The organism is Nocardia sp. JCM 38205 (assembly GCF_058222935.1).
The window spans coordinates 1,311,431-1,337,528 of the sequence record NZ_JBYHFL010000001.1 but is presented as its reverse complement, the minus strand read 5'-3'; the positions used below and the strand labels follow the sequence as shown (position 1 = coordinate 1,337,528).

Below are 26,098 nucleotides of genomic sequence, written 5' to 3'. Positions count from 1 at the left end.
GGGGACCGACGCGGGCAGCGCTGCGGTTACCGGCAGCGGATGTGGCCGTGTCGGTACCTGGGTTGGAGGCCGTGCTCGCGCATGCCACGCGTCTGTATCACGACAACGAGTACGAACAGCTCGCCCGCATCCTGCCGCGTTTGATACAGGATGGGGACGGTGCTCCACCGCTGCTGCGATCGCGAGTGCACCAACTCGCCGGGTCGGTTCTGGTCCAAACGCGCCAGCTGGAAACTGCGCGACTTGCCTTGGAGTCAGCGGTGACGGACGCGGAGTCCACCGGCAACGTGCTGGATGCGGCGTCGGCTGTCGTCACGCTGTGCTGGTTGCTGATCGTGGAACGGCGGTTCGATCAGGTGCGTCGACTCTCCACGGAGTGGGCGGACCGGATCGAGCCGCGGTTGTCGGCGGCCACGACGCGTGAAATATCCACTTGGGGCTGGCTGCTGTTGCGTGGTTCGGCGGCAGCTGTCCGCGACAATCGGCCGGACGAGGCCGAGGACATGATGCGGCTGGCTGCCGCGGGAGCGGTCGCGATCCGGCCCGAACGCAGCCCATACCACCAGTACTGGACTACCTTCGACCCAGCAACGGTGGCGATGAAGCGGGTCGAGAACGCCGTGATCGATGACCGGCCGGACTTCGCGCTGCGCCTCGCCCGCGATATACCCCGCGATCTGCGCCCGACCTCGGACAACCGCAACCGCCACCTGCTCGACATCGCCGCGGCACACGCGGATTTGCGCCGCTACGACCGGGCGGTCGACGTGCTGGCGAAGCTGTCGGATGAAGCACGGCCGTGGTTCGTCGAACAGCGGTTGGCGCGAGAAATCTTGAGCCGCATCATCGCCAAGCGGCGCACGCTCACCCCCCAGATGCGCGAACTCGCCGGAGTGATCAGGCTCGAATACTGACGTGGTATTTCTCGCGGTACGTGCTGAAAGTGCCATAGCCACGAGCACTTTCCCTCCACAAGGCTGTTGACCGGTCCCGCTGTCGGGACGCAGCCGGATACCCGGTCTCCTCGGCGGCAGGTGCATACCAATCGTCGACGGATGGGGTGGTGCGAAGTGATGCCGGTAGCGCTGGGGTGGATCGACTACGACCGCAGCAGGGCGCCCGGATGGGATGCCGCACAGATGCGTCGCTTGGCCAGGCGGCTGGGCTATCGGTTGGTGTGGCCGGGGCCGATGTCGGTGCTCCCGTTGGTCGATCAGGTGCGCGATGCTGGGGCAGATGCCGTACTTCTGCCCGCGCCCGATCATGTCGGCGTGCTCGAACTCGACGGTCTCATGCACGTCGTCGATGTGGAAACGGTATGCCCACGTTTGTCATTCGCACGCTGGTCGATCACCGGGACTCAGTCGTGAGCGGCTGGGTACTTCCCGCCGGGTACACCATCGTTGTGGGGCTTCCGATACTTGTGATAGTCGCTGCGATCTGGTGGCCGCACGACCGGAGTCGAGGTGACCCGGGCGCTACCGCAATCCCCGGCTCGGCAGGGGTATCCAGGCGTCCACGTTAGCGCTCACTCAACTCCGCAACGATCGGCGCGAACAGCTCGGCGAAGTCGGCGCCGATGACGAAATATGAGAACCCGATTTCGTCTCGGCGTCGCTGGATCTCATCTTTGGCCGCTACCGGATCGTTCGGTAGGACCGTCAGCGCGTCTGCTGCGCGCAGGGCTGCGGGGTCGGTGGATGGGTGGGCCATGTGGGGTGCGACGGTGTCGCCGATGACCGGGACGTGGAGGGCCAGCTCGATGTCCCGGGTGGTGCGGAAGTCCCGTGCTATGCGGGCGACTTCGCTGCGAGGCTGGTCGCCGAGTGTGAAGGTGACGATGTCGGCGACTTCGGCGGCGAGCGTCTGTGCCTTCGGGCCGTATACCGCCATCGCCACGGGGGTGTGATGGTCGCGTCCGTCGAGATCTCGCAGTGTGTCGACTGTTTTTCGGATTTCGCTCAGTCGCTCGGTGGGTGGCGTGGCGTGTACGCCTTTGTCGCGGAGTTCGTCCTCGATCCCGGGCCTGCCGGTGCCGATGCCCATCTCGAAGCGGCCGTCGGTCAGCAGGGTCAGTGAATGCGCTTCCCAGGCGGTCAGCCACGCGGGGCGCAGCGGGGACGCGTACACCCAGGTGCCGACGCGCAGGTCGGTCAGGGCGGCGGCGGTGGCGAGCATGGGGCCGGGCGCCGGTTGGGTCTGTGGGAAGTCGGGCACCAGTAGCGTCGAGTATCCGTAGTCGGCGATGCGGCGGACTCGATCTCGCCAGGTGGGCGGATCAGTTCTGAGCGGGGCGACGACTCCGAATCGAAACGGCCTTGCCATGCCTTGCTCCCATCTGTCGGCTCTTCACCGGTAGGGACGACTCACGCGCCCGAAACTCATCGGTGCAGACGACTCGCGGGAACGTTCTCAGGCCGGAGCTTCACTCTGCGCAACGGGAAACCGGTACCCACCAGCTCCTCGGAAATCTCCCAAATCCTCTGTGCCTGGTCCGCACTACGTAGCCGCGAGTACAGCTTCTGTTCCGCGGGTGCTCCGGAAAGGTGGCGGAATCCGTTGGGCCCGTAGAGGTGGGCGCCGCGAGCTTCGGGGGAGGTGGCGGCGTAGAGGGCGGGGAGTAGGGCTGTTTCGACTCGTCCGAAGACGATTCCGCGAGACGAGAGCGCGCGGATCAGGCGGACGAGGGTGGTGTCGCGGGTGCGGCCGAGTTCGGGGCGGGCGGCCAGGAGGTTGGTGGGGGTGGTGCCGAAATGGAGCTCGAACCCGTCGTGGGTGGTTTGGCGGGTGGGTGGGGTCATCACGCCGGCGTTGTTGACGAGGATGTGGATGGGGCGGGCTTCGTCGATGAGCTGGCCCGTGAGGGTGGCGACGGAGGACAGTGACGAGAGGTCCAGGCCGCGTAGTGAGAGTTCGGCGTGGGGGTGGTGCTCGCGGATCTGCGCGATCGCGGCCTCGCCTTTGGCCGGGTTGCGGACGGGCATGATCACCTCCGCGCCGGCGGCGGCGAGGCGGGTGGTGAGGCCGAGACCGACGCCGTCGCTGGCGCCGGTGACCACCGCGAGCTTGCCGGTGAGGGCGGGGACGGTGATGTCCGGTGTGGGACGGGCGCGCGGGCGGTGCCCGCGGAGCCGGAGATTCTGCGTCGTGGGATCGAGGCGTTCGCCGAGCTCGGCTACGACCGCACCTCGGCGCGGGAGCTGGCCAGGCGGCTCGGTGTCAGTCACAACTTCATCAACGACCGCTATGGCTCCAAGGCCGCGTTCTGGCGCGCGGTGGTGGACTCGGCGTTGCAGGAAGATCAGCACGAACGCCGGCAGCTGCTCGACTCCGGACTGGACGACGCCGACCTGGTCCGCGCGGTGATCACCCACTTCTATCAGGCCGCCGTGGAAACACCGCTGTTCGGACGGCTGCTCGCCGACGAATTCGCTTGTGAATCCGAGCGTTTGGACTACTTGTACGACAACTATGTGGCACCGACGCTCGGTCCGATGATCCCGGCCCTCGAAAGGCTGATGGGCGCGGATCGGATGCCGACGGTGTCGATGGACGTGTTGTTCTTCGCGGTGATCAGCCCGGTGGCCGGGCTGGTGCAACTGCCGCTGGCCTATCGGTTGGGGCGGGCTGCTCCGGTTACCCGGGAAAGTCAGGAACGCACCGCGCGCGAACTCGCGGAGCTGATCGTGGGCGGACTGCTCGGGCGCGCCGCGAGGTGAACGCGCGGCGTCTCGAACGTGACCCCGTTACCTGGGCAATCGTCCACACTCCATAGTGGAATGCGCGGAGGGATAGTTACCTCACAGTCACGTGCCCCAGAGGTGGAGGAATATCGCAAAGCATGGCATCGTTGTAGGCGAGACCGGGCTTGACATTTGCTCGGCTCATCTACAGGAAGTATGAAGTACAGAACATGGCTCAAGGCAGCGTGAAGTGGTTCAACAGCGAAAAGGGCTTCGGCTTTATCGCGCAAGACGGAGGCGGCCCTGACGTCTTCGTGCATTACTCGGCAGTTTCCGGGTCGGGTTTCCGGACCCTCGAAGAGGGTCAGCGTGTGGAGTTCGAGATCGGGCAGGGCCAGAAGGGTCCGCAGGCTCAGGACGTCCGCGCTATCTGAACAGCGTGACTTTCGCAAGCCCCGCGCCGTACGGTGCGGGGCTTGCCCCTTTTCCTGGGAGGGATGTCAGAGCAGTCGCTGCCGGTCGTGGCGGACGAACTCCTGCTCGAACGTCCTCTTATCGGAATCGGACATCAGCTGGTATGCGCCGCGGTCCCAACGGTAGACGGCATCGGTTGTCCGCCATTTCTGTTGTTGCAGTTCGCGTTTGACGACCTTCCCCGAGCCGGTCACCGGCAGCGCGGACGAGACCCGGAGCAGTCGCGGTGTCGCTTTGCGGCCGAGATCGGCTTGCCCGGCGAGGAAGGAAGCGAACTCGACCGGATCGAACACCTCGGGCTCGTGCACTTCGATCGCCGCCATCACCAGATCACCTGAACGCGGATCCGGTACCGCGTAGACACCGGTGGCCAGGACGCTGCGATGCCGGCGGACAACCTGTTCGATCAGCAGTGCCGAGGTGTTCTCGCCGTCGACCCGGATCCAATCACCGCGACGGCCGGCGAAGTAGAGGAACCCGGCTTCATCGATATAGCCTAGATCGCCGGTCCAGTACCAGCCGTTGCGGACGCGTTCGGCGTCCGCGGCCGGATTGTTGTAGTAGCCCTCGAACGCCGCCGCGCCGTCCTTGTTCACCATTTCGCCCACGGCTTCGTCGGGGTTGAGGACGCGGCCGTGCTCGTCCACCCGAGCTGGTGCGCAATCCCGCAGCGTCGAAGGATCGACGACGGCGATACCGGAGTGCGCCGGACGTCCCAGGGCGCCGACCGGGGCGGCCGGGTCCAGCCGCACCGAACCCGCGCCTTCGCTGGACCCGTAGGCCTCGAGCAGCGGTGCCCCGAACCGGCGGGCGAACTCGGCTTTGTCGGCCGGTGCGGCCTCGGTGCCGAAACCGCGTTCGAGCCTGTTGTCGCGGTCATGCGGGGTCTCGGGGGTGGCCATGAGATAGCCGAGGGCCTTGCCGACATAGGTGAAGAAGGTGGCGCCGAAGAACCGGATATCGGGCAGGAAGCCGGACGCGGAGAATTTCGGCGTAAGGCAGATCGTGGCGCCGCAGGCGAGTGCGGGTGCCCATAGGCCCATCAGCGCGTTGCCGTGGAACAGCGGCATGCAGCAGTAGTCGATGTCGTCGCGATGGTGGCCGTATTTGAAGTTCGCGTAGGCCAGCCGCGCCAACCTGCCTTGGCTGCATCGGACGGCCTTGGACCGGCCGGTGGTGCCGGAGGTGAACAGCAACAGGAACAACGAGTCCGCGCCGACACCGTCGGCAATGGTCGGGTCGATGCGGTGCGCGTTCAGCATGTCCGCGTAGCGGGGTTCGTCGATGACGAGAAACCGGTCCTCGGCCAGACCGAGATCCAGCTCCCGCAAGCGCGCCGCACCGGAGCGGTCGGTGACGATCAATTGGCAATCGACGAACCGGATCTCCTCGCGCAGTTCGGCGGCTCCGTGCGTGGGGTTGATTCCGGCGATGGTGGCGCCGGCGAGTGCCGCACCGCCGAGCCAGAACAGGAAGTCGGGCACATTGTCGAGCAGCACACCGATGTGGAACGGACCGTCGACCCGCAACGCCCGTGCGAGGGCCGCCCGCGCGGCCGATTCGCGGACCACGGCGTCCCAGGTCCAGTCGCGCTGCCTGGTGCGCAGTCCGAGATGGTCGTCGCCCACGCGCGCCATGAGCATGCGAGCGATGTCGGATTTGTGGTCGGCCGAGGTGGTCATCGCCGGCAACCTTTCATCGAAGACCTCCGCTCAGCTCGGCGAGCGCATGAGGTCGACGTACTGCTGCGGCAGTTCGTCCGGCCGCAGCAGGGTGATGTCGGCGGGTCCCGACTGATAGGAATCCTCGCCGACGATGCGTCCGTCCTCGTCGACCGGCCACAGGATCAGCTGGCGGTTGGTGACCAGATAGTGGGCGGATTCGTCATCGACCGGGAGACCGATCCTGGCCGCGTAGGAGCCGGGGTAGATCTGCTTGAGGAAGCCTTCGGTCACCACGCAATAGTCGTCCACGACGATGCGATCGATGTCGAACTCGAGGATATTGGTGCGCGTGGCCAGGAAGTCGGTGTAGTACCGGCGGACGCCGTCGATCCCCTTCGGCCCGCGGTCGATACCCGCGTTCCAGAAGTGATAGTCGGGCGTCTCCGACAGTGTCGCCATCAGGGCGTCGAGGTCGGGCTCGGCCTCGGCCTTCATATGGTCGATCACGGCGCTCAAGACGATGCGGTGCCTGCGATCGGAGGTGTCGGCGAGGCGTTGTTCGAGCGGTTCCCAGGTACGGGTGGGGTCGATGACGGGCATCGTGGAATTCCTTTCCGGAACAAGGGGGCATCACGCTTGTGGCAGGACGAGGATCTTCACGTGGCCGTCGGGGTCGCGCAGCGCCTGGAAGGCGTCGGCGACGCCGTCGAGTCCGACCCGGCCGGTGATGATGGCCTCGGCGTCGATCTCGCCGTCGGCCAGCCGTTGCAGCACGGTGTCGTAGGCGCGCTCGTAGCTGCCGTGGCCGAAGTTGATCGCGATCATCCGGAACTGACCCACCACCGGAACGATGGTCTCCTCGGCGAAACCGGCCGCCAGCACCTGGATACGCGATCCGAACGGCAGGGTGTGCAGCAGCGAGTCGAGAATGCCCGGGCGGCCGCTGCATTCGTAGGCGATGAGGATTCCCGAGCTCGGTGCGGCCTGCTCGTTCCACACGGCGACCGGATCCTGTTCGGCCGGGTCGACGACGATATCGGCCCCGAGTGCTCGGGCCAGGGCGCGGCGGGCCGGCGAAGGTTCGGACGCGATGACGGTCCGGGCGCCGTGCGCCTTCGCCGCAAGGATCGCGCCGAGTCCGATCGGGCCGCAGCCGATGACGAGTGCGGAATCCTCGGCGGTCAAACCCGATTGCTGCACATGCATCTCGCCCACATGCAGCGGTTCGGCCAGGGTGGCGTGCTCGAGCGAGAGACCGTCCGGAACATGACGTACCCAGAACGCGTCGACGACGATTAATTCGCCGAAGCCGCCGTGGTATTCGTTCGAGTAGCCGATGATCGTCGGTATGCCGGTGCCGGTCTCGGTGCTGACCCCGATCCCCGCGACGCGGTCACCGACGGCGAAATCGGTAATACCCGAGCCGGTTTCGACCACCGTGCCGGCATACTCGTGCCCAAGGACCACCGGCCGCCGTGGATCGAAGACGGCCAGCGGGTAGCCCGCTTTCTCGGCCACCTCGACGAAACGACACGGATCCTTCGACATGCTCAGATCGCTACCGCAGATCCCGCACGCGGCGACCGCGATACGCAGTTGGCCCGGACCGACGGCGGGCGGATCGGCGACCTCGGTCACGGTGAACTCGCCGTCGGCGAACTGTGCTGCACGCACGACTCACGCCCCCTTCTGCGCGACGCCGTAATAGTCGGTGTGGGCCTTGGTGATCGCGCTGACCAGACCGCCGATCAGGTACTCGCGGTTGTCCTCGGCGAATTGCAGGCTGGCTTCGCGACCGAGGTTGCGGCGCTTGAAATGCGGGATGACCTCGGCGGCGAACAGCTCGTAGCTGCGTAAGGTGTCCTCCCAGTTCGCCATGTCGACGTGCAGTACGAGCAGGGTGCCGAACCCACCGGTCTTCTCGATCAGCCGCTCGATCTGGGCGATCGCCTCATCGGGCGTGCCGATGATGGCTTGACCGAACTCGCCGAGGGTGTCGTTGCGCCACTGGTCGATGATTCCGCGCGGGGAGTCCGCCCACGCCGGACGGACACCGGTCTGCCGGTTGACGTAGGCGGCCATCGCGCCGATGCGGCGGCTCACCGCACGTTCGGCTTCGGCACGCGACTCCGCCAGGAACATCGGGTTCACCAACCGCCAGGTCGAGCGGTCGGCCACGTGCTCGTGCTCGGCGCACACCTTCTCGTAGACGCCCCAGTTGCGGTCGAGGGCCTCGAAGCCGGTGGGGGAGCCGGCCGCCAGCGACAACAGCGAAAGTCCGTGGGTGCCTGCCAGCACCGAACCATTGGGCGAGATCGTCGACGCGGCCGCCACCTCGATGCCGGCCGGATCGTAGGTGGGCAGCTGCGCGCGGGCGTCTCGCAACGTGAACCAGTCGGTGCTCATGTTCACGACCTCGCCGCGCAGCAGCGCCACTATCGCCTCCAAGGCTTCGCCCTGCCGTCGACGTTGGTCGGAGGGGTCGATGCCCATCATGTGCGCGTCCAGCGGGATCTTGCCCGGTCCGGTGCCGACGATCAGCCTGCCGCGGGTCTGCAGGTCGAGCTGGGTGATGCGGTCTGCGGTGATGAGCGGGTGGTGATACGGCAGCGACATGACGCCGGTGCCGAAGCGGATGCGCTGGGTGCGCTCGGCGGCGGCGGCGATGAACATGTCCGGGGCGGGGACGATTTCGGCTCCGGTGGAGTGATGCTCACCCATCCAGGCCTCGTCGAAGCCGAGGTGATCGAGGTGTTCCATGAGGTCGATATCGCGGCGCAGTTGCAGCGCTGGATCGGCGTCGAGCGGGTGATACGGGGCGAGGAAGGCGCCGAATCGCAGTGATCGGGAGGTCCACACGGGCGTCGTCTCCTGACGGGATCGGGACGAGATGAGTGAGTGGGGTCACATCCGCTCACGGGTTCGTGTGTACCAGAGAGTTGGATCATGTGATCCAGAAATATCCCGCTGAGTGGAACGCCACGCGGTCGGTGGGCGCCGCGCCGCTCAGGAGGGGAGGAGGCGTTCGACGCCGCCGATCACGAACGTGACGACGTCGTCGTAGAAGGTGGCCAGCTCCGCCGCCGAAAGCCGGGTGCCGTCGCGGCTCCACTCGTCGGCCTGGCTCAACGCCTGCACGAAACCCATCAGCGACACCGCCCAGCGCGCGGCCAGCCGCTGCGGATCGGCATCCGGAAAAGCCCGGCGGACCTGGGCGAAGAGCGCCTCTGGCAGCTGCTGGTCGGTCGCCGCGAGCACCGGATGGCCCTGCGGCGCGATCTGGGCGATGATCTTGATCCAGCGCATGCCGCGGGTCCGATGACGTTGCAGCAGTTCCAGATACGGTGTGGTCACGGCTCGGACCAGTGATTCGGCATCCGGCGGGCGCGGTGCGTCCGCGAGTAGGCCGACGTTGGCGCGAATGCGATCGCGCACCGGTGCGCCGAGGTCGACCAGGACGGCGGCCAGCAGCTCATCCTTGCTGCCGAAGTGGTAGTGGACCGAGGCGGCGCCGAGCCCCGCCGCGGCGTTGATCGCCCGCACCGAGACCGCGTCGACGCCGTGGGTGGCGAAGAGTCGCTCGGCCGTCTTGATCAGACGCAGCCTGGTCGCGTCGCCTTGGCGGTTGCGGGCGGGGGGAGTCATGGGCCCAGCCTTGCACAGCCTCGAGCGGGTGCACGTGCGCCGGGAATGCGAGCAATCGATCGAATCAGGTGGTTCCGGTCATCCACCGGCTGTGTCCCGGTGCTGGTCCGATATTTGCCGGGTGATGCGCATGTGGGATTTGGCGGGCGAGCCGGCGAGCACCTCGACTCGGTAGCCGGGCAGGGTTCCGAGGTCGTCGAAGAGTCGTTCGCCGGAGCCGAGCAGGACCGGGACCACCGACAGGATCAACTCATCGATCAAGCCGCTCCGCAAGAACTGGCGCAGGGTCGCCGCGCCGCCGGCGATGCGGACATCCTGTCCATCGGCGGCGGAGAAGGCCTGCCGCAGCGCCTCTTCCGGAGCAGCTGCGATGAAATGGAAGGTGGTTCCGCCCGTCATCGGCACCGAGGGGCGCAGGTGGTGGGTGAGCACGAAGACGTCGTGGTGGAACGGCGGATTCTCGCCCCACCAGCCGGTCCAGTCGTGGTCGGGCCACGCGCCGCGCACCGGCCCGAACATATTGCGGCCCATGATCGCCGCGCCGATGCCCTCATTGTGGGTGGCGACGATGTCGTTGTCGATGCCGGTCCCGCCGCCCTCTTCGCCGAGCATCGCCCGCCCCGCGCGGGTGGCGAACATCCAGTCGTGCAGCCGTTCGCCGTTCTCGCCGAGTGGATTCTCGACGCTCTGATTCGGGCCCGCGACGAAGCCGTCGAGCGAGCAGGAGATGGTGGCGCGCACCTTGGGCATGACGTCCTCCTCGGAAAGAGGTGATTGCATTTCGCAATCGCTCGAGTGGAACCGTAACCCCTAGTGGTTGTATATTGCAAGCGGTAGGTCGAATAGGAGGAGGGCGGCATGCGCGAAGACGGTCGTTCGGGTTGCCCGATCAACGCGACCATCGAGGTGATCGGCGACCGGTGGACGCTGCTGGTGTTGCGTGACGTGATGTTCGGCAACCGCAGGCACTTCCGCGAGCTCTTGGCCGGCTCCGAGGAGGGCATCGCCTCCAATATCCTGTCCGACCGGCTCAAGCGGCTGGTGGCGGCCGGGCTGCTGAGCCGCGAAGATGCCGGGCCCGGCCGCAAAGCCGAATACCGGCTGACCGAGCCCGCCATCCAGCTGGTGCCGATCATGGCGCAGCTGGGGTCCTGGGGGCTGCGTCACCGCGAGACCACCCATCGCCTGCGGGTCCGGGCACAACTGCTGGAGGAGGGCGGCCCGCAGCTGTGGGAGGAGTTCATGGACGAGCTGCGGGAGTTGCACCTCGGGACGCCTCGCCCCGATCCGTCGGCGCCCCGTGCGAGTGAACGATTGGCGCAGGCCTACGCCGCGGCTGCGGGCGTGGACGGCTGAACTCCGCTCAACCCTGCCCCGCACCGCGGGACTACAGCCGATTCCGGTCCGCGGTTGCTTCTCGGCGGAAGAACGTCGCGGTCAGGTCCCTCGTCGCGGCCATATCGCGACCCTGCGTCTTCGGGACCCGGCGTTGTGCGTAGCGGACCTGCTCGACCGGCGGTCACGTGCCGTGGCGTCCCGCCCCCCGCCGGGCGAGGTACACCACTGCACCCAGGGCGGCGACGGCCGCGCCGGCGAGAACCGATTCCGCCGGCAAGGTGAACGCGAGGACAAGGCAGCCGCTCAGACCGATTGCCGGGACGGCGCGGGGTGGGCGGCCTTCGTTTCGGGGCAACGTCCAGGCGGAGGCGTTGGCGATGGCGTAGTAGAGCAGCACACCGAAGGAGGAGAAGCCGATGGCCGCGCGGAGGTCGGCGGTGGCGGCGGCGAGGGCGACCACAGCGCCGACGGCGATTTCGGCGTGGTGCGGGACGCCGGTGCGCGGATGAACTGCCGCGAGGGCGTGGGGCAGGTGATGATCGCGGGCCATGGCGAGGGTGGTGCGCGAGACACCGAGGATCAAGGCCAGCAACGATCCGAGCGCGGCGACCGCGGCGCCGCCGCGGACGATGGGCGACAGCCAGTCGGCGCCCGCGGCATGGACTGCACTCGACAGCGGCGCGCTGGATTCGGCCAGCCGCTGCGGCCCGAGGGCTAGCAGAGCGGCGACCGCCACGGCCACGTAGACCATGAGGGCGATGCCGAGTGCGATCGGGATGGCGCGCGGGATGGTGCGGGCTGGGTCGCGCACCTCCTCGCCGAGGGTCGCGATGCGGGCGTAGCCGGCGAACGCGAAGAACAGCAGGCCCGCCGCTTGCAATACCCCGAGCGGCGCGATGTCGGATCCGAACGCCAGGTGGTGCGGATCTGCCTCGGACGAGGTGCTCGCGGCGACGACCACCGCGGCGAGCACCGCGAGAACGACGGCGACGATCACCCTGGTCAGTAGCGCCGACTTCTGGACGCCGAGATAGTTCACCGTCGTCAAGGCGATCACCGCCGCGACCGCCACCGCGTGCGCATGTCCCGGCCAGACATACACCCCGACCGTCAACGCCATGGCCGCACACGAGGCGGTTTTGCCGATCACGAAACTCCAGCCCGCCAGGTACCCCCAGAACGGGCCGAGCCGTTCCCGGCCGTAGACGTAGGTGCCGCCGGAGTCGGGGTAGCGGGCAGCCAGCCGGGCCGAGGACGTCGCATTGCAATAGGCGACCACCGCAGCGACCGCGAGCCCGAGCAGCAGCCCGCTGCCCGCGGCCTCCGCGGCCGGCGCAAGGGCGGCGAAGATTCCGGCGCCGAGCATCGCGCCGAGGCCGATCATGACCGCATCGGGGACGCCGAGGTGTCGGTGTAATCGCTGCGGGCGCGGCTGGTTCGAAGATGGGCGGGGCACGGCGGCTCCTGGCAGGCGGCGGAATTCGCCGCTCACCTTATCCACGACGGTGCGGCGGCGCCGGATGAGACGTCGGGGCTCGGGACCTGGGTGTGCGCGATCCAACGTCGATCCGGACGTGAACGGCTGCCGCACCGCCCCGCGTCGCAGCCGGGTGGCTATCGATGCCCACCGTTGGAGAGGAATTCCAAGGAATATGGCGCAGCTAATTGTTCGCCCTTCCGTGCCGTCTGCGCCGGCGCTGCGACGGCCGATGTTCGCGAATTGCCCATGAAATTGTGGGCACCACGTTAAGTAATTTCTCAGATTATTCCTCCGGCGGGCTCTCGCACGTGCCGTGATCGAACCGTAACCAGGGCATTTGTCCGTTTTCGCTGATAGGACGCCTGCATCGCGGCCGTCTGGCTCACAGGAGCCCGTAATTTGTGGCCTGCGTCACTAATGGGTAATTTCCCGTAACCGATTCTGCGCGCGGCTCGATGGACCGTGTGTCAGCCAGTTCGACTGGATTGAATTTCGACGAGAGGTATTTTCATGATCCCCGTTATCATCGACACCGGTAGCGCCGCTGTGAACGGTCTTTTCGACACCCTGGGTGCGGCCCTGCACGGCCTGGTGAACACCCTGTGGACGGGCTCGTTCGGCGGCTGATCAGACGCTGCGGTCGCGGACGCGACCTGACTCCTGCCCCGGCCTTCCTCGTAGCGGCCGGGGCAGGTCCGTGTCCGGGGGAAAACGGCTACCACGAACCCTCGGCCGCCCGACTGAGGACAGCCGCCTACCAGGCGGTAGGTGGCGCGGAAATTGCGCCAACTAAGCTTGGCCCCGGTAACTGCCGACCCCCATTTCTTCCCCAGGAGTAACCCACAGTGAGCCAAGCAGGCCGTCCTGTAGTTCTGATCGCCGACAAGCTCGCCCAGTCGACCGTCGACGCGCTCGGTGACGGTGTCGAGGTCCGCTGGGTCGACGGTCCCGACCGTCCGGCGCTGCTGGCCGCCGTTCCGGAGGCCGACGCGCTGCTGGTGCGCTCGGCCACCACGGTCGACGCCGAAGTGCTGGAAGCCGGTAAGAACCTGAAGATCGTCGCCCGCGCCGGCGTCGGCCTCGACAACGTCGACGTGCCCGCCGCCACCGAGCGCGGCGTCATGGTCGTCAACGCGCCGACCTCCAACATCCACACCGCCGCCGAGCACGCCGTCACGCTGCTGCTCGCCGCGGCCCGTCAGGTGCCCGCCGCCGACGCCACCCTGCGTGAGCGCACCTGGCAGCGCAGCAAGTTCAACGGCGTCGAGATCTTCGGCAAGACCGTCGGCGTCGTGGGCCTCGGCCGCATCGGCCAGCTGTTCGCCGCGCGCCTGGCCGCCTTCGAAACCCACGTCATCGCCTACGACCCCTACGTGTCCCCGGCCCGCGCCGCCCAGCTGGGCATCGAGCTGGTGACCCTGGAGGAGCTGCTCGGCCGCGCCGACCTCATCTCGGTGCACCTGCCCAAGACCCCGGAGACCAAGGGTCTGCTGAGCAAGGAGAAGCTGGCGCTGACCAAGCCGGGCGTCATCATCGTCAACGCCGCCCGCGGTGGCCTGATCGATGAGCAGGCCCTGGCCGACGCCATCAAGTCCGGCCACGTGCGTGCCGCGGGCCTCGACGTGTTCGAGACCGAGCCGTGCACCGACAGCCCGCTGTTCGATCTGCCGCAGGTCGTGGTGACCCCGCACCTGGGCGCCTCCACCACCGAGGCCCAGGACCGCGCAGGCACCGATGTCGCCAAGTCGGTGCTGCTGGCCCTGGCCGGTGAATTCGTCCCGGGCGCGGTGAACGTCACCGGTGGCGTCGTCGGCGACGAGGTCGCCCCGTGGCTCGACATCGTGCGCAAGCAGGGTGTGCTGCTCGGCGCGCTGGCCGACGAACTGCCGGTGAGCGTGGAGATCCAGGTGCGTGGCGAGCTGGCCGCCAGCGAGGTCGGCGTGCTGGAGCTGTCGGCGCTGCGCGGCATCTTCTCCGCGCACGTCGAGGACCAGGTCACCTTCGTCAACGCGCCGGCGCTGGCCCAGGAACGCGGGATCAGCACCGAGGTCACCACGGTCTCGGAGAGCCCGAGCCACCGCAGCGTCGTCGATCTGCGCGCGGTGTTCGGCGACGGCCGCACGCTGAACGTGGCGGGCACGCTGACTGAGCCCGCTCAGGTGGAGAAGATCGTCAACATCAACGGCCGCAACTACGACATGCGTGCCGAGGGCCTGAACCTGGCCGTGCTCAACTACGAGGACAAGCCGGGCGCGCTTGGCAAGATCGGCATGAAGCTCGGTGAGGCCGAGATCGACATCCTGGCCGCGCAGCTGACCCAGGACGTCGACAAGGAAGGCGCCACCGTGATGCTGCGGGTCGGCAAGGAGGTGCCCGCCGAGGTGCAGGCCGCGATCGGCGAGTCCGTCGGCGCCACCAAGGTCGTCCAGGTCGACCTGTTCTGATTCACCGGGCACTGCCCGAACTGTGTCGTCGAGCCCCGTTCCGTATGGAGCGGGGCTCGACTACATCGGCCGGTCGCGTAGCGTGGCCGCATCGCCCACACGAGCTCGGCACGATCACCTCAGGCGCCTGCGCACAACACCGGTTTCCCAGTGTCCGGGACGAGTTCGCCCTGGTCGCGGCCCGGTTTCGGGCACCGGCTATCGTTGCGATGTTCACGGGCGCATCATCGGAAACGGAGCACTGCTTTCATGAAACTCGCTGTCATCCCGGGCGACGGTATCGGTCCCGAGGTCATCGCCGAAGCCCTCAAGGTGCTCGACGTGGTCTCACCCGGGGTCGAGAAGACCGAATACGACCTGGGTGCCAAGCGGTACCACCGCACCGGCGAGATCCTGCCCGAATCGGTGCTGCCGGAGCTGAAGCAGCACGACGCGATCCTGCTCGGCGCGATCGGCGACCCGTCGGTCCCCAGCGGTGTGCTCGAGCGCGGGCTGCTGCTGCACACTCGGTTCGCGCTCGACCATCACGTGAACCTGCGCCCGTCGAAGCTGTTCCCCGGCGTCACCAGCCCGCTCGCGGGTAACCCCGACATCGACTTCGTGGTGGTGCGCGAAGGCACCGAGGGCCCCTACACCGGCACCGGCGGCGCGATCCGGGTGAACACGCCGCACGAGGTAGCCACCGAGGTCAGCACCAACACCCGGTTCGGCATCGAGCGGGTCGTGCGCTACGCCTTCGCGACCGCACAGCAGCGGCGCAAGCATCTGACCCTGGTGCACAAGACCAATGTGCTGAGCTTCGCCGGATCGCTGTGGCAGCGCACCGTCGACGAAGTGGGCGCCGAATTCTCCGACGTCGAGGTGGCCTACCAGCACATCGACGCCGCTACCATCCATATGGTCAACGATCCCGGTCGCTTTGATGTGATCGTCACCGACAACCTGTTCGGCGACATCATCACCGACCTGGCGGCCGCCGTCAGCGGCGGCATCGGCCTGGCCGCCAGCGGCAACATCGATGCCTCCGGCACCAACCCGAGCATGTTCGAGCCGGTGCACGGCAGCGCGCCCGATATCGCGGGTCAGTCCAAGGCCGACCCGACCGCCGCGATCCTGTCGCTGTCGCTGCTGCTGAACCACCTCGGCGACACCGAGGCGGCTGCGCGGGTGGAAGCCGCGGTCGCCAAGGATCTGGCCTCGCGCAGCGGGGTGGCCTCGACCGTGGAGATCGGCGACCGGATCGCCGCCTCGGTCTGAGTCGTCTGTCGGCAAGGCCCCGCGCTCTTTTCGAGCGTGGGGCCTTTCGACTGCGCGGTGACGCTTGCCTGCTTGTCGGCGGGTGCCTATCGAGTGGACGTCGCCCGGGGCATGGCACCTGTGGCGCTGCGACGTCTGCCGGTGGAGAGGATCCAGAGCGTCGAGCGGTCGCCCGCGAATCCCGGCGCCTGTCTGTGCGGTCGAGCTCACGGAGTGTTCAGCGCGGCGCAGCATCCTTGGGCACCAACGGAATCGCGACGACGGCGAGCGCGGCGGCGGCCAGGTACGTGGCGGGGAATCCGGCGTAGGTGATCAGCGCGCCGAAGACCGGCGGGACCACGGCCAGCACCAGATTCTGTCCGGTGTTCTGGATGCCAAGTCCGCGCCCACTCCAGTACGGCCCGGCGATCTCGGCGACCGCGGTGAAGGCCAGACCGTTGTCGGACACGGTGACCACCGACGCGATCACCAGCAGGGGAATGGCCAGCCACCACCACTGTGCCCAGGCCGCCAGCGCCAGTGCGGCCATCGTCAGTACGGCGGCGACCGCGACCGAGCGCAGCGGCCCCAACCGGCTGCCCACCCGATCCGACCAGGCGCCCGCGCCGATCCGGCCCGCCGCACCCAGCAGCTGGGTGGCGGTGACCAGAATCCCGGCGACCGGCAACGACCATCCGATATCGCGATGCAGCCACAGCAACGCGAACGTCCACACGGTGGCCTGCGGGAACACCAGCAGCACCGACACCGCGTGGATGCGCAGCAGGGTCGTCGAGCCGCGATAGGGATTGGCCCGGTCCGCGGCCGAGCCCGCCGGCCGGGGCGGATCCACGATTCCGATCAGGCAGCCCACCGCGGCGACCGCCGCCATCAGCGCGGGCACCAGGATCGCCACCGCCGCACCGTGCGCGCCGGCGACCCACGGAATGGCCACGGCGCCGACTCCGACGCCCAACGGCTGCGCGGTCTGCCGGATGCCCATGGCCAGCCCACGGCGATGGGGCGGGAACCAGCCGACGATCACCCGTCCGCTGGCCCCATTGGTGCTCGCGGCGCCGACGCCGCCGAGGAACAGCAGCACGCCGAGCGCCGGATAGCTCGACGTGGTCGCGGCCGCGGTACCCGCGACGAACATCACCAGCGGACCGCCGACGAGCACCTTGCGCTCACCGATCCGGTCGACGACGTATCCCCACGCGATCAGGGTGCACACCAGCCCGACGGTCGGCATGGCCACCAGCAGGCCTGCCGTCGCCAATGGCATCCCGCGATCGGTCAGCGCGGGGAGCAGGAACGGGACACCGTGCACGAAGACCGCGCTGGAGGCTTGGGCGAAGACACCGAGACCGAGCATCGACCACCGTCGGAACGCGTCGACCTGCGGTGTGGTCGCTGCGGAAGCGTTCACGGCCATCGGTAGCCCACCTCTCTCGCATCTCACTATATGGAACGTCAATCTCACGCAGTGAGCATCGGTGGTAACCGTACACCCGGGGACCGGCCGCCCTGAACCATCGGATGTGTCTGACTTCTCACATCGGATGAAGGCGCGCGGTGCCGGCCGCTCGGTGCATCGCCTGCGGATCGGCGGACCGTGAACGCCTCGCGGGCGAGCTGGGCGGTGGCCGCCGACTCGCTCGCGTTCGGCGTACGGCCGACGGTCACGCGGGGACGCGCGGATCCGCTTGCGGGTACCAGTGAACCGGTAGCCCGGCGCCGGGCGACCGGACCGCCCGGACCGCCGCGTTCGGGCAGGTGGAGCCGGGTCGATAGACTCCGACCCATGCGTCTAGGTCGAGTTGCCAGTCCGGATGGAGTCGCCTTCGTCAGCATCGAGGGCGAGGGTGGCGACAGCGTCGCCAAGGAGATCGCCGAACACCCCTTCGGCACCCCGACGTTCACCGGGCGCAGCTGGCCGCTTGCCGATGTGCGCCTGCTCGCGCCGATCCTGGCCAGCAAGGTGATCTGCATCGGCAAGAACTACGCCGCGCACGCCGCCGAAATGGGCGGCGAGGCACCCGCCGATCCGGTCATCTTCATGAAGCCGAGCACCTCGATCGTCGGGCCGAACGCGCCGATCATCCTGCCGCCCAGCTCCTCTCAGGTCGACTACGAAGGCGAGCTGGCCATCGTCATCGGCCGTCCGTGCAAGGATGTGCCCGCCGCCCGCGCCCTCGACGTGATCCTCGGCTACACCGTTGCCAACGACGTCACCGCCCGCGATCAGCAGCGCCACGACGGGCAATGGACCCGGGCCAAGGGCTACGACACCTTCTGCCCGCTCGGCCCATGGATCGAAACCCAGCTCGATCCCTCGGACCTGGAGATCGTCACCGAACTCGACGGTGAGGTGCGCCAGCGCAGCCGCACTTCGCTTCTGCTGCACGATATTCCGAAGCTCATCGAATGGGTGACCACCGTGATGACGCTGCTGCCCGGCGACGTCATCCTCACCGGGACCCCCGAGGGCGTCGGCCCGATGACCGCGGGGCAGAACGTCTCCGTCACCGTGTCCGGTATCGGCACGCTGACCAATCCTGTTGCCGCCAAACGCTGATCGAAAGAGAGCCATGACTGAAGTACGGGTCCGATTCTGCCCGTCGCCCACCGGGACGCCCCACGTCGGCCTGATTCGGACGGCGTTGTTCAACTGGGCGTACGCCCGCCATCACGGTGGTGCTTTCGTCTTCCGGATCGAAGACACCGATGCGGCACGCGATTCCGAAGAGTCCTACCGCGCGATCATCGACGCGTTGCGCTGGCTCGGACTCACCTGGGACGAGGGGCCCGAAGTCGGTGGACCGTACGGGCCCTACCGGCAATCCGAGCGCCGGGATCTGCATCTGGACGTGGTGCGGCGGCTGCTGGAGGCGGGGGAGGCCTACGAGTCCTTCTCCACCCCCGAGGAAGTCGAGGCACGCCACCTCGCCGCCGGACGCGACCCCAAACTCGGCTACGACAACTACGACCGCGATCTCACCCCCGAGCAGATCGAGGCCTTCCGCGCCGAGGGCCGCGCGCCGGTGGTGCGGTTGCGCATGCCCGACACCGACCTCACCTGGACCGACCTGGTGCGCGGCGAAACCACCTTCAAGGCGGGCACCGTGCCGGACTTCGCGCTGACCCGCGGCAACGGCGCCCCGCTCTACACCCTGGTCAACCCGGTCGACGACGCGATGATGCGCATCACCCATGTGCTGCGCGGTGAGGACCTGCTCTCCTCGACACCGCGCCAGCTCGCGCTCTATGCCGCGTTGCAGCGGATCGGGGTCGCGGAGTTTACCCCGGAGTTCGGCCATCTGCCATTCGTGATGGGCCCGGGAAACAAGAAACTGTCCAAGCGCGATCCCGAGTCGGACCTGTTCGCTCACCGCGACCGCGGCTTCATCCCCGAGGGTTTGCTGAATTATCTGGCGTTGCTCGGCTGGAGCATCGCCGAAGACCGCGACCTGTTCTCGATGTCGGAGATGGTCGCCGCCTTCGACATTTCGAAGGTCAATTCGAATCCGGCCCGTTTCGACCAGAAGAAGGCCGATGCGCTCAACGCCGAGCACATCCGTTTGCTGGACGTGGGCGATTTCACTCATCGTTTGCGCGAGTACCTCACCGAACACGGGCATATCGGCGCCGAAATCGACGAAAAGACGTTTGCCGTGGCCGCCGAACTGGTGCAGACCAGGATTGTCGTACTGGCCGACGCATGGGATCTGCTGCGATTCCTGTTCGCCCCCGACGAACAGTTCGCTATCGACCCAGCCGCGGCCGCGAAGAATCTCGGCGCCGACGCGGCGCCGGTATTGGACGCAGCCATTGCCGCACTGGACTCGCTGACCGCGTGGACCACCTCCGCTATCGAGGAGGTGCTCAAAACCGCGCTGATCGACGATATGGGCCTCAAACCGCGTAAAGCCTTCGCGCCGGTGCGCGTCGCGGTGACGGGCTCACACATCAGCCCGCCGCTCTACGAATCGCTGGAACTGCTCGGCCGCGACCGCACCATGGCACGGCTGCGGGCCGCCCGGACGCAGACGCCGGCCGGCTGAGCCGACGGTCCCGGCGGTGGGCGGCTGCGTGCACAGCAGCCGCCCACCGCCCGAAAATGGGGCTTTGACCAGGCGATTTGTAGTCACCCTGCACTCGTTTGGTACTCTTCTTCTCGGCCGGAACACGGCCTCGGAGTCACCCAGACACGAGGCCGAAGGTGCTGGTCATTGGGGTATGGTGTAATTGGCAACACAGCTGATTCTGGTTCAGCCATTCTAGGTTCGAGTCCTGGTACCCCAGCGGAGAAAGCTCCAGCTTCGACTCACGCCCATAAGGCCAGAGAAGAATCCTCCTCGCGACGGCGAGCAGGTTCGCCGGACGCTCATCCAGGCGATTTGGTCGCCGAGCCTCGGCCGGTTAAGCTTGCCGAGCCTGATCGAGAGATCAGAACGATCGAAAGATCACCCGGATACACCTCAGCCAGAGGTTGATCCAAGTCCTGGCCCCGTCGTCTAGCGGCCTAGGACGCCGCCCTCTCAAGGCGGTAGCGCGGGTTCGAATCCCGTCGGGGCTACGCAGAATGGAAGGCTCATGCTCACGAAGAGCGTGAGCCTTTTTCTGCTTCGCATTGTTTTCTGGGGGTGCAACCCCCAGACCCCGCCCGGAGGGCTTCGCCCCCGGACCCCCCGCTGTCGGGCACCCGTTTCGGGGCGGGTTCTCGCCGGCCCCGAACCCCGCCGGAGGGCTTCGCGTCCGGATCCCCGCTGTCGGGCACCCGTTTCGGGGCGGGTTCTCGCCGGCCCCAGACCCTGCCGGAGGGCTTTGCCCCCGGAGGGCTTCGTCCACGGACCCCTGGGGGGTGCTTCGTCTATTTGGGATGTAGTCCGCATACTCCGCCCGGGAGGCTTCGTCCGCGGACTCCCTTCGGGGCGTGCTCTCTTTGGGGTGCGAACCGTACATCCCGCCCGAAGAGGCGTCCCCGGACTTTCTCGCGGGTGCCTCGCGCTCTGGGGTGCTTCCTGCCGGGGGAGTTGGTGGGAACGGCCATGTCCTCTGTGGACGTCCTGCGTGAGATGGCCGATCGAGCGACGTTGCCGGTGAGGATGCGTTGGTGGGAGAGTCGCCTGGAAGGTGGCTGCGGTGTGGGGGTTGTTGCCGGTCGGCCGCTGGAGACACGCTGAGGGCCTGTGGGGCTGGTGGCTGAAGCAGGTTCTCGGCTGTTCGCGGCGAGCGGGATCTCGAGGCTTCGCCGGCTGGGCTGCTGTTCGTTGTCGCGGCTGATCGCCGCGTTTCGTGCCTTGCGGCCGAGGTGAATCGCCTACCGGCCTGGCCGGGCTTCCCGCGCCAGGCCGGCGGCTCGGTGGCACTTATCCGCTCTTGCGGCGGAACTCGCGTTTGTGGCTGGCGTTGCCGTGCGGGCCGGTTGCCTTGGAGTGGCCGTCCAAATGATCGGCGGAGCGGGCGTGGTGCTCGTTCTTGCGTTCCAGTGCCTCCCGGAATTTGCGCTTCACTTCGTCGGCGCTGCTATGGGAACCACTCGATTCCGACATGGTGTGCTCCTTGTGGTCGGGCCGAGACCGCGCCCGGCGAGCGGGGGCGGTGCCCGGCCGAAACGTCTCGAACACCTCGACGCTAGCCCGCCGCGGCGGTCCTGTCAGGTGGATTAACCGGGGCCCGAACGCGTCAGGCGGAATTCAGTCGTCCAGCGCGTGCGCGGTGGTGCCGCCCAAAGGCATCTCGGGCAGACCGAGCTTGCGGTGATCCCAGCTCCTGACACGGTCGGCGACCACCCGCACCGCCACCCGCTTGTTGAGCATGGTCTCCACGAACGGGCGCATCTCCTCGCTGTAAGGGCCCGTATAACGCTCCCAGACGCTCACACCGACCGCGAAAAGCTTCTCCGGATCATCGATGATCTCCGCGCGGCCCTCGATCGACACACCGCGCAATGTGTCGTAGGTCTGGCCGGCCTCCACCATGCACGTCACCCGCGGATCGCGGCGCATGTTCACCGCTTTCTGCGACTTGGCCTTGGTTTCGAACCACAACTCCGGCAGGCCGCCGTCCGCAGTATCGATCAGCGCGTACCACATCGCGGTCAGATGCGGTGCGCCGCTCGCACCAAGGGTGGCGAGCGTGGCGACGCGGCTGCGCGTCAAGAAATCGGTGATCTCGCTGTCGGACATGACGATCTGCGACCGTTGATTGACTCCCATGGGTCGACTGTAGTGAGGGCGGGTGCCCTCGGGTAGAGCAGCCGTACCGGGTGGCCGGCGGCAGCGGTAGCGCAGCGGATTCAGAGCCGCTTGTGCAGGGCATCGGCGGCGGCCACCAGATCGGCCGCCCACCGGGCGCCGGGCCTGCGTCCCATGCGATCGATCGGGCCGGACACCGACACCGCGGCCACCACCGAACCACCGGGATCGCGCACCGGCGCCGACACGCTGGCCACCCCGCTGGCCCGCTCGGCGGCGCTCTGCGCCCAGCCACGCTTACGGACCTCGGCCAGCGCGCGTTCGCTGTAGACGGCGTCGGCGAGGATGGATCGCTGCAATTCCGGATCCGCCCACGCGACCAGAACCTTCGCCGCCGAACCCGCGGTGAGCGGCAGCCGCGCCCCGATGGGCACGGTGTCGCGCAGACCCGCAGGCGGCTCCAGCGCGGCGACGCACACGCGGGCGTTACCGTCACGGCAGTACAGCTGCACGCTCTCGCCGGTGATCTCGCGCAACCGCGGCAGAATGGCCGAGGCCGCGTCGTGCAGCGGATCGCTGGCGCCCGCCGCCAGCTCGGCCAGCGCCGGACCGGCGCGCCAGGAACCGCTGTTGTCCCTGCTCAGCAGCCGGTGCACCTCGAGGCCGACGGCCAGCCGGTGGGCGGTGGCGCGGGGCAGCCCGGTGCGTTCGCACAGTTCGTTGAGGCCGCACGGTTGCTCGGCCACCGCATACAACACGGCCACCGCTTTGTCCAGGACGCCGATACCGCTATGCTGTCTCATAGAACGATATTAGCGTCTCGCATGCTGAGATTCCTAGCCTCGGGTTCCAGGTACCGGGATTCCGGGCTCTCGGATCACTGAATGCGAATTCCCCTCATGTCGCGCATCCGGCGCCGCCAGCCCAGAGCGGCACACCGGATGCCAGCCCGAAAGGTGATCGATACATGGCACGCACGCTGGCCGAGAAGGTATGGGAACAGCACGTCGTCGCCCGTGGTGAAGGCGAAGGCGCCGCGCGTGAACCCGACCTGATCTACATCGACCTGCACCTGGTGCACGAAGTGACCAGCCCGCAGGCCTTCGACGGCCTGCGCGCCGCAGGCCGCCAGGTGCGCAGGCCCGATCTCACCATCGCGACCGAGGACCACAACGTCCCCACCATCGATATCGATAAACCGATCGCCGATCCGGTCTCGCGCACCCAGGTGGAAACGCTGCGGCGTAATTGCGCGGAATTCGGGGTACGCCTGCATCCGATGGGCGATCTCGATCAGGGCATCGTGCACGTGGTCGGTCCGCAGCTGGGATTGACCCAGCCGGGAATGACGGTGGTGTGCGGCGACAGCCATACCTCCACGCACGGCGCTTTCGGCGCGCTGGCCATGGGAATCGGCACCAGCGAGGTCGAACACGTGCTGGCCACCCAGACATTGTCGCTGCGCCCCTTCAAGACCATGGCGATCACCGTCGACGGCACGCTGGCGCCCGGCGTCACGAGCAAGGACCTGATCCTGGCCGTCATCGCGCAGATCGGCACCGGCGGTGGACAGGGCTATGTGCTGGAATATCGCGGCGAGGCCATCAGGAACATGTCGATGGAAGCGCGGATGACCATCTGCAACATGTCCATCGAGGCGGGCGCCCGGGCCGGCATGATCGCTCCGGACGAGACGACCTACGAATTCCTCAAAGGCCGCCCGCACGCGCCGCAGGGGGCCGACTGGGACGCCGCGGTGGCCGCCTGGGAGGCGCTGAAGACCGACGAGGACGCGGTTTTCGACGCCGAGGTGCACATCGATGCCGATCAGCTGACCCCGTTCGTCACCTGGGGCACCAATCCGGGGCAGGGCGCCCCGCTGGGCGACCGGGTCCCCGACCCCGCCCAGATCGCCGATGAATCGGCTCGTGAGTCCGCGGAGAAGGCACTGCGATACATGGATTTGGTGCCGGGTACCCCGCTGCGCGAGGTCGCGGTGGACACCGTATTCGTCGGATCGTGCACCAATGGCCGGATCGAGGATTTGCGGGCCGTCGCCGAGGTTTTGAAGGGCCGCAAGGTGGCCGACAGAGTCCGAATGATGGTCGTACCGGGTTCTATGCGGGTGCGAGCACAGGCGGAAAAAGAAGGACTCGGCGAGATTTTCACCGCCGCCGGCGCGGAATGGCGCCAGGCCGGTTGTTCGATGTGCCTGGGAATGAATCCCGATCAGCTCGCCCCCGGCCAGCGCTGCGCGTCCACCTCGAACCGGAACTTCGAGGGCAGGCAGGGTAAGGGCGGCCGGACCCACCTGGTGTCGCCGCTGGTCGCCGCCGCCACCGCGGTGCGCGGAACGCTGTCCTCGCCTGCGGATCTGGACTGACCCGCCAGTAAGTCGCCCCGTCGAAGCCGAATCAGACTCAGGAGAATCAGATGCAAGCCTTCACCGTGCACAAGGGGATCGGGGTTCCGCTGCGCCGATCCAATGTCGATACCGATCAGATCATCCCCGCGGTCTATCTGAAGCGGGTCAGCCGAACCGGATTCGAAGACGGTCTCTTCGCGGCCTGGCGAACGGATCCGGACTTCATTCTGAACACCGAACCCTTCAATCGGGGCAGTGTGCTGGTGGCCGGCCCGGATTTCGGTACCGGATCCTCCCGTGAGCACGCGGTATGGGCACTGTCGGACTACGGCTTTCGGGTGGTCATCTCGTCCCGTTTCGCCGACATCTTCCGGGGCAATGCGGGTAAGGGTGGTCTACTGGCCGCGCAGATGTCACAGAACGATGTCGAAATGCTCTGGAAGTTGCTCGAGGAACAGCCCGGACTGGAATTGGTTGTGGACCTCGAGGCGCGCACGGTGACGGCAGGAACCATCGTGTTGCCGTTCGATATTGATGACTACACCAGGTGGCGTCTGCTGGAAGGTTTGGACGACATCGGGCTGACCCTGCGGCGTAGCGAGCAGATCGCCGAGTTCGAAAAGGCAAGGCCAAGTTGGAAACCCACAACCCTTCCGGCGCATATTTCGCAGACGTAATCACCTGCGGCGGTTAGCTGGGCGCCGACCGGGGCGGTAGCTGTACGTGTGCTAAACCACATGAATTTTGGCGTGGCACATAGACTCTTGCCCAAAGTGGGTTTACCGTGGTACCTAGTCGGTCCGACGACGGGCCATTAGTCTGCGGAGGATTCAATGAACAAGGCGGAACTGATCGACGTTCTGACCGAAAAGTTGGGTACTGACAGGCGCACGGCCACCGCGGCAGTCGAGCATGTGGTCGACACCATCGTGCGCGCGGTGCACAAAGGTCAAAGCGTCACCATCACCGGATTCGGAGTATTCGAACAGCGCAAGCGCGCGGCCCGTGTCGCGCGGAACCCGCGCACCGGCGAAACCGTCAAGGTGAAGCCCACTTCGGTGCCCGCGTTCCGTCCCGGTGCCCAGTTCAAGGCCGTCATTGCCGGAAAGCAAAAGCTGGCGGCCACCGGGCCCGCGGTGAAACGCGGTGTGAATGCGCCGGTCGCGGCCAAGAAAACGGCCGCGAAGAAGACCGCTGCCAAGAAGACCGCGGCGAAGAAGGCGGCCACCAAGGCCCCCGCCAAGACCACGGCTCGCAAGGCAGCCACCAAGGCGCCGGCCAAGACCACCGCGCGCAAGACGACGGCCACCAAGACGGCCGCGAAGAAGGCGCCCGCCGCCAAGAAGACCACCACGGCGGCCAAGAAGGCGCCCGCCAAGAAGACGACGGTCGCGAAGAAGACCGCCGCCAAGAAGGCTCCCGCCGCCAAGAAGACGACGACGGCGGCCAAGAAGACCACCGCCAAGAAGACCGCGGCGAAGAAGGCTCCGGCCCGCCGCGCACGCTGATCCGACGTCAGGCGCGTAACTCAGCCCGTCGCGCGCGGACGCCAGTCCACCGGGTGGATAC

25 protein-coding genes and 2 tRNA genes are annotated in these 26,098 nt (G+C 67.4%); 14 read left to right on the top strand and 13 right to left on the bottom strand.

The features are described from left to right. The first annotated feature begins 62 nt into the window (after positions 1–62). Both AC4HOU_RS06260 and AC4HOU_RS06255 read left to right on the top strand, forming a co-directional pair. Entirely contained in the window at positions 63–914 is an 852-nt protein-coding gene (locus AC4HOU_RS06260; RefSeq protein ID WP_490724265.1) for a hypothetical protein, read from the top strand. 159 nt (positions 915–1,073) lie between these two features. Continuing rightward, positions 1,074–1,370, top strand: a complete 297-nt coding sequence (locus AC4HOU_RS06255) for a hypothetical protein (protein ID WP_490724212.1) — start codon at positions 1,074–1,076, stop codon at positions 1,368–1,370. A gap of 151 nt (positions 1,371–1,521) precedes the next feature. Here the strand turns inward: AC4HOU_RS06255 and AC4HOU_RS06250 are convergent, their stop codons facing one another. After that, positions 1,522–2,325, bottom strand: a complete 804-nt coding sequence (locus AC4HOU_RS06250; RefSeq protein ID WP_490724211.1) for an LLM class flavin-dependent oxidoreductase — start codon at positions 2,323–2,325, stop codon at positions 1,522–1,524. Between the two features lie 56 nt (positions 2,326–2,381). Continuing rightward, positions 2,382–3,059: an SDR family NAD(P)-dependent oxidoreductase gene (locus tag AC4HOU_RS06245; RefSeq protein ID WP_490724210.1), complete on the bottom strand. Its 678-nt coding sequence runs from the start codon at positions 3,057–3,059 to the stop codon at positions 2,382–2,384. A gap of 60 nt (positions 3,060–3,119) precedes the next feature. On the opposite strand from AC4HOU_RS06245, the gene AC4HOU_RS06240 reads away from it, so the two are divergent. Together AC4HOU_RS06240 and AC4HOU_RS06235 are read left to right on the top strand one after the other, a co-directional pair. Further along, a complete protein-coding gene (locus AC4HOU_RS06240) occupies positions 3,120–3,719 on the top strand; it encodes a TetR/AcrR family transcriptional regulator (RefSeq protein ID WP_490724209.1) in 600 nt (199 codons plus the stop codon). Positions 3,720–3,913: 194 nt separating this feature from the next. Then, a complete protein-coding gene (locus AC4HOU_RS06235; RefSeq protein ID WP_030521844.1) occupies positions 3,914–4,117 on the top strand; it encodes a cold-shock protein in 204 nt (67 codons plus the stop codon). Positions 4,118–4,183: 66 nt separating this feature from the next. Here the strand turns inward: AC4HOU_RS06235 and casI are convergent, their stop codons facing one another. From casI to AC4HOU_RS06205, 6 genes are all read right to left on the bottom strand, one after another. After that, positions 4,184–5,839 (bottom strand): steroid-22-oyl-CoA synthetase, encoded by a 1,656-nt coding sequence (gene casI / locus AC4HOU_RS06230; protein ID WP_195019748.1) that lies wholly within the window; start codon positions 5,837–5,839, stop codon positions 4,184–4,186. Positions 5,840–5,869: 30 nt separating this feature from the next. Continuing rightward, positions 5,870–6,421 (bottom strand): nuclear transport factor 2 family protein, encoded by a 552-nt coding sequence (locus AC4HOU_RS06225; RefSeq protein ID WP_490724208.1) that lies wholly within the window; start codon positions 6,419–6,421, stop codon positions 5,870–5,872. A 30-nt stretch (positions 6,422–6,451) separates the two neighbouring features. Then, positions 6,452–7,495, bottom strand: a complete 1,044-nt coding sequence (locus tag AC4HOU_RS06220) for an alcohol dehydrogenase catalytic domain-containing protein (protein WP_490724207.1) — start codon at positions 7,493–7,495, stop codon at positions 6,452–6,454. A 3-nt stretch (positions 7,496–7,498) separates the two neighbouring features. After that, entirely contained in the window at positions 7,499–8,680 is a 1,182-nt protein-coding gene (locus tag AC4HOU_RS06215) for an LLM class flavin-dependent oxidoreductase (protein ID WP_490724206.1), read from the bottom strand. 147 nt (positions 8,681–8,827) lie between these two features. After that, the gene (locus AC4HOU_RS06210; RefSeq protein ID WP_194989344.1) at positions 8,828–9,466 is read right to left on the bottom strand and encodes a TetR/AcrR family transcriptional regulator; all 639 of its coding nucleotides are present in this window, start codon (positions 9,464–9,466) and stop codon (positions 8,828–8,830) included. Positions 9,467–9,544: 78 nt separating this feature from the next. After that, positions 9,545–10,216, bottom strand: coding sequence for a dihydrofolate reductase family protein (locus AC4HOU_RS06205; protein ID WP_490724205.1), 672 nt, complete (start codon positions 10,214–10,216; stop codon positions 9,545–9,547). Between the two features lie 108 nt (positions 10,217–10,324). Between AC4HOU_RS06205 and AC4HOU_RS06200 the strand changes: the two genes are divergently transcribed. Then, positions 10,325–10,822: a winged helix-turn-helix transcriptional regulator gene (locus AC4HOU_RS06200; protein ID WP_194989346.1), complete on the top strand. Its 498-nt coding sequence runs from the start codon at positions 10,325–10,327 to the stop codon at positions 10,820–10,822. Positions 10,823–10,985: 163 nt separating this feature from the next. On the opposite strand, the gene AC4HOU_RS06195 is transcribed toward AC4HOU_RS06200, so the two are convergent. Next, positions 10,986–12,260 (bottom strand): APC family permease, encoded by a 1,275-nt coding sequence (locus tag AC4HOU_RS06195; protein ID WP_490724204.1) that lies wholly within the window; start codon positions 12,258–12,260, stop codon positions 10,986–10,988. Positions 12,261–13,129: 869 nt separating this feature from the next. On the opposite strand from AC4HOU_RS06195, the gene serA reads away from it, so the two are divergent. Beyond that, entirely contained in the window at positions 13,130–14,728 is a 1,599-nt protein-coding gene (gene serA, locus AC4HOU_RS06190; protein WP_036538467.1) for a phosphoglycerate dehydrogenase, read from the top strand. 249 nt (positions 14,729–14,977) lie between these two features. After that, the gene (locus AC4HOU_RS06185; RefSeq protein ID WP_163811552.1) at positions 14,978–15,985 is read left to right on the top strand and encodes a 3-isopropylmalate dehydrogenase; all 1,008 of its coding nucleotides are present in this window, start codon (positions 14,978–14,980) and stop codon (positions 15,983–15,985) included. 217 nt (positions 15,986–16,202) lie between these two features. On the opposite strand, the gene AC4HOU_RS06180 is transcribed toward AC4HOU_RS06185, so the two are convergent. Continuing rightward, positions 16,203–17,399, bottom strand: a complete 1,197-nt coding sequence (locus AC4HOU_RS06180; protein WP_490724203.1) for an MFS transporter — start codon at positions 17,397–17,399, stop codon at positions 16,203–16,205. Between the two features lie 369 nt (positions 17,400–17,768). Between AC4HOU_RS06180 and AC4HOU_RS06175 the strand changes: the two genes are divergently transcribed. The 4 genes from AC4HOU_RS06175 (at position 17,769) to AC4HOU_RS06160 (ending at position 20,543) form a co-directional block, all read left to right on the top strand. Continuing rightward, entirely contained in the window at positions 17,769–18,542 is a 774-nt protein-coding gene (locus tag AC4HOU_RS06175) for a fumarylacetoacetate hydrolase family protein (RefSeq protein WP_163811554.1), read from the top strand. Between the two features lie 13 nt (positions 18,543–18,555). After that, entirely contained in the window at positions 18,556–20,028 is a 1,473-nt protein-coding gene (gene gltX, locus AC4HOU_RS06170) for a glutamate--tRNA ligase (protein WP_490724202.1), read from the top strand. A 169-nt stretch (positions 20,029–20,197) separates the two neighbouring features. Beyond that, positions 20,198–20,269 (top strand) — tRNA-Gln (locus AC4HOU_RS06165). A 201-nt stretch (positions 20,270–20,470) separates the two neighbouring features. Next, positions 20,471–20,543: transfer RNA gene (locus AC4HOU_RS06160), tRNA-Glu, on the top strand. 793 nt (positions 20,544–21,336) lie between these two features. On the opposite strand, the gene AC4HOU_RS06155 is transcribed toward AC4HOU_RS06160, so the two are convergent. The 3 genes from AC4HOU_RS06155 to AC4HOU_RS06145 all read right to left on the bottom strand — a co-directional run bounded on the left by AC4HOU_RS06155 (position 21,337) and on the right by AC4HOU_RS06145 (position 22,967). Continuing rightward, a complete protein-coding gene (locus AC4HOU_RS06155; protein WP_163811558.1) occupies positions 21,337–21,519 on the bottom strand; it encodes a DUF5302 domain-containing protein in 183 nt (60 codons plus the stop codon). A gap of 144 nt (positions 21,520–21,663) precedes the next feature. After that, positions 21,664–22,185 carry a PPOX class F420-dependent oxidoreductase gene (locus AC4HOU_RS06150; protein WP_163811560.1) on the bottom strand — a complete coding sequence of 174 codons (522 nt, stop codon included), beginning with the start codon at positions 22,183–22,185 and terminating at the stop codon, positions 21,664–21,666. Between the two features lie 80 nt (positions 22,186–22,265). Further along, positions 22,266–22,967, bottom strand: a complete 702-nt coding sequence (locus tag AC4HOU_RS06145) for an IclR family transcriptional regulator (protein ID WP_138447146.1) — start codon at positions 22,965–22,967, stop codon at positions 22,266–22,268. 164 nt (positions 22,968–23,131) lie between these two features. Here AC4HOU_RS06145 and leuC point away from each other — a divergent pair, with 164 nt between their 5' ends. The 3 genes from leuC to AC4HOU_RS06130 all read left to right on the top strand — a co-directional run bounded on the left by leuC (position 23,132) and on the right by AC4HOU_RS06130 (position 26,037). Next, a complete protein-coding gene (gene leuC / locus AC4HOU_RS06140; RefSeq protein ID WP_490724201.1) occupies positions 23,132–24,547 on the top strand; it encodes a 3-isopropylmalate dehydratase large subunit in 1,416 nt (471 codons plus the stop codon). Between the two features lie 50 nt (positions 24,548–24,597). Further along, positions 24,598–25,206: a 3-isopropylmalate dehydratase small subunit gene (leuD, locus tag AC4HOU_RS06135; RefSeq protein WP_036538454.1), complete on the top strand. Its 609-nt coding sequence runs from the start codon at positions 24,598–24,600 to the stop codon at positions 25,204–25,206. 156 nt (positions 25,207–25,362) lie between these two features. After that, positions 25,363–26,037 carry an HU family DNA-binding protein gene (locus AC4HOU_RS06130; RefSeq protein WP_036538453.1) on the top strand — a complete coding sequence of 225 codons (675 nt, stop codon included), beginning with the start codon at positions 25,363–25,365 and terminating at the stop codon, positions 26,035–26,037. Positions 26,038–26,098: the final 61 nt, after the last annotated feature.

Coding starts and splice junctions, on each gene's coding strand:
- AC4HOU_RS06255 (WP_490724212.1), top strand. CDS start 1,074: ATGCCGGTAGCGCTGGGGTGGATCGACTACGACCGCAGCAGGGCGCCC.
- AC4HOU_RS06250 (WP_490724211.1), bottom strand. CDS start 2,325: ATGGCAAGGCCGTTTCGATTCGGAGTCGTCGCCCCGCTCAGAACTGAT.
- AC4HOU_RS06235 (WP_030521844.1), top strand. CDS start 3,914: ATGGCTCAAGGCAGCGTGAAGTGGTTCAACAGCGAAAAGGGCTTCGGC.
- casI (WP_195019748.1), bottom strand. CDS start 5,839: ATGACCACCTCGGCCGACCACAAATCCGACATCGCTCGCATGCTCATG.
- AC4HOU_RS06225 (WP_490724208.1), bottom strand. CDS start 6,421: ATGCCCGTCATCGACCCCACCCGTACCTGGGAACCGCTCGAACAACGC.
- AC4HOU_RS06210 (WP_194989344.1), bottom strand. CDS start 9,466: ATGACTCCCCCCGCCCGCAACCGCCAAGGCGACGCGACCAGGCTGCGT.
- AC4HOU_RS06205 (WP_490724205.1), bottom strand. CDS start 10,216: ATGCCCAAGGTGCGCGCCACCATCTCCTGCTCGCTCGACGGCTTCGTC.
- AC4HOU_RS06200 (WP_194989346.1), top strand. CDS start 10,325: ATGCGCGAAGACGGTCGTTCGGGTTGCCCGATCAACGCGACCATCGAG.
- AC4HOU_RS06185 (WP_163811552.1), top strand. CDS start 14,978: ATGAAACTCGCTGTCATCCCGGGCGACGGTATCGGTCCCGAGGTCATC.
- AC4HOU_RS06180 (WP_490724203.1), bottom strand. CDS start 17,399: ATGGCCGTGAACGCTTCCGCAGCGACCACACCGCAGGTCGACGCGTTC.
- AC4HOU_RS06175 (WP_163811554.1), top strand. CDS start 17,769: ATGCGTCTAGGTCGAGTTGCCAGTCCGGATGGAGTCGCCTTCGTCAGC.
- gltX (WP_490724202.1), top strand. CDS start 18,556: ATGACTGAAGTACGGGTCCGATTCTGCCCGTCGCCCACCGGGACGCCC.
- AC4HOU_RS06155 (WP_163811558.1), bottom strand. CDS start 21,519: ATGTCGGAATCGAGTGGTTCCCATAGCAGCGCCGACGAAGTGAAGCGC.
- AC4HOU_RS06150 (WP_163811560.1), bottom strand. CDS start 22,185: ATGGGAGTCAATCAACGGTCGCAGATCGTCATGTCCGACAGCGAGATC.
- AC4HOU_RS06145 (WP_138447146.1), bottom strand. CDS start 22,967: ATGAGACAGCATAGCGGTATCGGCGTCCTGGACAAAGCGGTGGCCGTG.
- leuC (WP_490724201.1), top strand. CDS start 23,132: ATGGCACGCACGCTGGCCGAGAAGGTATGGGAACAGCACGTCGTCGCC.
- leuD (WP_036538454.1), top strand. CDS start 24,598: ATGCAAGCCTTCACCGTGCACAAGGGGATCGGGGTTCCGCTGCGCCGA.
- AC4HOU_RS06130 (WP_036538453.1), top strand. CDS start 25,363: ATGAACAAGGCGGAACTGATCGACGTTCTGACCGAAAAGTTGGGTACT.